Origin of the sequence: Pseudidiomarina sp. WS423 (genome assembly GCF_050750165.1) — a bacterium.
In the GTDB taxonomy this organism is placed as follows: Bacteria; Pseudomonadota; Gammaproteobacteria; order Enterobacterales; family Alteromonadaceae; genus Pseudidiomarina; species Pseudidiomarina fusca.
The window spans coordinates 1-1,864 of record NZ_JBOJLN010000037.1 but is presented as its reverse complement, the minus strand read 5'-3'; the positions used below and the strand labels follow the sequence as shown (position 1 = coordinate 1,864).

The 1,864-nt window shown below is 51.9% G+C and carries 1 tRNA gene and 1 rRNA gene; both read right to left on the bottom strand.

What is annotated here, in order from left to right:
• Window positions 1–77, bottom strand: a tRNA-Ile gene (locus tag ACQ661_RS12630).
• Between the two features lie 70 nt (window positions 78–147).
• Window positions 148–1,691, bottom strand: a 16S ribosomal RNA gene (locus tag ACQ661_RS12625).
• Window positions 1,692–1,864: the final 173 nt, after the last annotated feature.

The following is a 1,864-nucleotide window of genomic DNA, read 5'->3' as shown; positions in this document are numbered from 1 at the left end:
TGGTGGGTCTGAGTAGACTTGAACTACCGACCTCACCCTTATCAGGGGTGCGCTCTAACCAGCTGAGCTACAGACCCAGTTTCTATCCGTTACATCTACCAAACCAGGCAATCTGTGTGAGCACTTAACTTCTTCAAGGCTTTTTCATAAGGAGGTGATCCAGCCGCAGGTTCCCCTACGGCTACCTTGTTACGACTTCACCCCAGTCATGAACCACACCGTGGTAAACGCCCTCCCGAAGGTTAAGCTATCTACTTCTGGTGCAGCCCACTCCCATGGTGTGACGGGCGGTGTGTACAAGGCCCGGGAACGTATTCACCGTGGCATTCTGATCCACGATTACTAGCGATTCCGACTTCACGGAGTCGAGTTGCAGACTCCGATCCGGACTACGACGCGCTTTTTGAGATCCGCTTACTATCGCTAGCTTGCTTCCCATTGTACGCGCCATTGTAGCACGTGTGTAGCCCATCCCGTAAGGGCCATGATGACTTGACGTCGTCCCCACCTTCCTCCGGTTTATCACCGGCAGTCTCCACAGAGTTCCCACCATGACGTGCTGGCAACTGAGGATAAGGGTTGCGCTCGTTGCGGGACTTAACCCAACATCTCACAACACGAGCTGACGACAGCCATGCAGCACCTGTCTCAGTGTTCCCGAAGGCACTCTTCTATCTCTAGATGATTCACTGGATGTCAAGGGATGGTAAGGTTCTTCGCGTTGCATCGAATTAAACCACATGCTCCACCGCTTGTGCGGGCCCCCGTCAATTCATTTGAGTTTTAACCTTGCGGCCGTACTCCCCAGGCGGTCAACTTAGTGCGTTAGCTGCGTTACTCACATCGTTTATGACACGAACAACTAGTTGACATCGTTTACGGCGTGGACTACCAGGGTATCTAATCCTGTTTGCTCCCCACGCTTTCGTACCTCAGCGTCAGTTTCTGACCAGGTGGCCGCCTTCGCCACCGGTATTCCTTCCAATATCTACGCATTTCACCGCTACACTGGAAATTCTACCACCCTCTTCAGAACTCGAGCCTGCCAGTTCAAAATGCCATTCCCAGGTTGAGCCCGGGGATTTCACATCTTGCTTAACAAGCCGCCTACGTACGCTTTACGCCCAGTAATTCCGATTAACGCTTGCACCCTCCGTATTACCGCGGCTGCTGGCACGGAGTTAGCCGGTGCTTCTTCTGTGGCTAACGTCAATCTTGTAGAGTATTAATCTACAAGCCTTCCTCACCACTGAAAGTGCTTTACAACCCGAAGGCCTTCTTCACACACGCGGCATGGCTGCATCAGGGTTTCCCCCATTGTGCAATATTCCCCACTGCTGCCTCCCGTAGGAGTCTGGGCCGTGTCTCAGTCCCAGTGTGGCTGATCATCCTCTCAGAACAGCTAGAGATCGTCGCCTTGGTGGGCCTTTACCCCACCAACTAGCTAATCTCACTTGGGCCTATCTCTAGGTGCAAGGTCCGAAGATCCCCTGCTTTGGTCCGTAGACATTATGCGGTATTAGCCACAGTTTCCCGTGGTTATCCCCCTCCTAAAGGCAAGTTCCCAAGCATTACTCACCCGTCCGCCGCTCGCCGGCAGAGTAGCAAGCTACTCCCCGCTGCCGCTCGACTTGCATGTGTTAGGCCTGCCGCCAGCGTTCAATCTGAGCCATGATCAAACTCTTCAATTTAAAGTGTTTAATCGACCCATTGAATCAATGACTTAATAAAATCTAATTTGTTAAGCACTTTTCCAATCAGTCAGGTGGTCAAGTTAATGACCTTTGTTGCATCCGAAGATGCTTCTCTGCCTGAATCCGGTAAGTGCCCACACAGTTTGCTTGGCTTGGTATATTGTTAAAGA